This window comes from Exiguobacterium sp. KKBO11, from assembly GCF_001644945.1.
Taxonomy (GTDB): domain Bacteria; phylum Bacillota; class Bacilli; order Exiguobacteriales; family Exiguobacteriaceae; genus Exiguobacterium_A; species Exiguobacterium_A abrahamii.
Genome location: NZ_LUCU01000019.1, coordinates 1 through 424, shown reverse-complemented (window position 1 = coordinate 424; position 424 = coordinate 1). Strand labels below are relative to the sequence as shown.

The window sequence follows — 424 nt, the reverse complement described above, 5'->3', positions numbered from 1 at the left end:
CGAATGCTCCGATCCGCCCTTCCTGGCTCCGTGGCTGAAGTCGCCGACCGCTTACAACGAGCGCGGCGCGGTGACCTTCCACGACGTGCAGTTCCGCTACAACCTGCCGTGGGATGCCACCGTTTCGGTGGGCGCGAACAATGTGTTCGGCAAGGAAGCTCCGGTGATGTACAGCAAGCCGAACTCGTCGTTCTCCTACTACGGTGGCTACGACATCGGTCGTTTCATGTACATGAAGTACCAGCAGCGCTTCTAAGCCTGCAACCGCGTTCCCGCCACCGCCATCTCTCTCTCCTGGCGGTGGATGGAAGCAGAGCGGCGCCCCTCGGGGCGCCGCTCTTTTTTGCGGAAAGCGGGGCCGGCTCCCGGCGCCGCTAACGCTTGCGCATCGTGCGGATGTTGTCGCCGACGAACAGCACCAGGC

Annotated in this window: 1 protein-coding gene; it reads left to right on the top strand. The window is 63.4% G+C overall.

Annotated elements, in window-relative coordinates:
• A partial coding sequence (locus tag AYO36_RS16665) for a TonB-dependent receptor (protein WP_156501835.1) occupies nucleotides 1–256 on the top strand: 256 nt, incomplete at its 5' end.
• Nucleotides 257–424 lie beyond the last annotated feature (168 nt).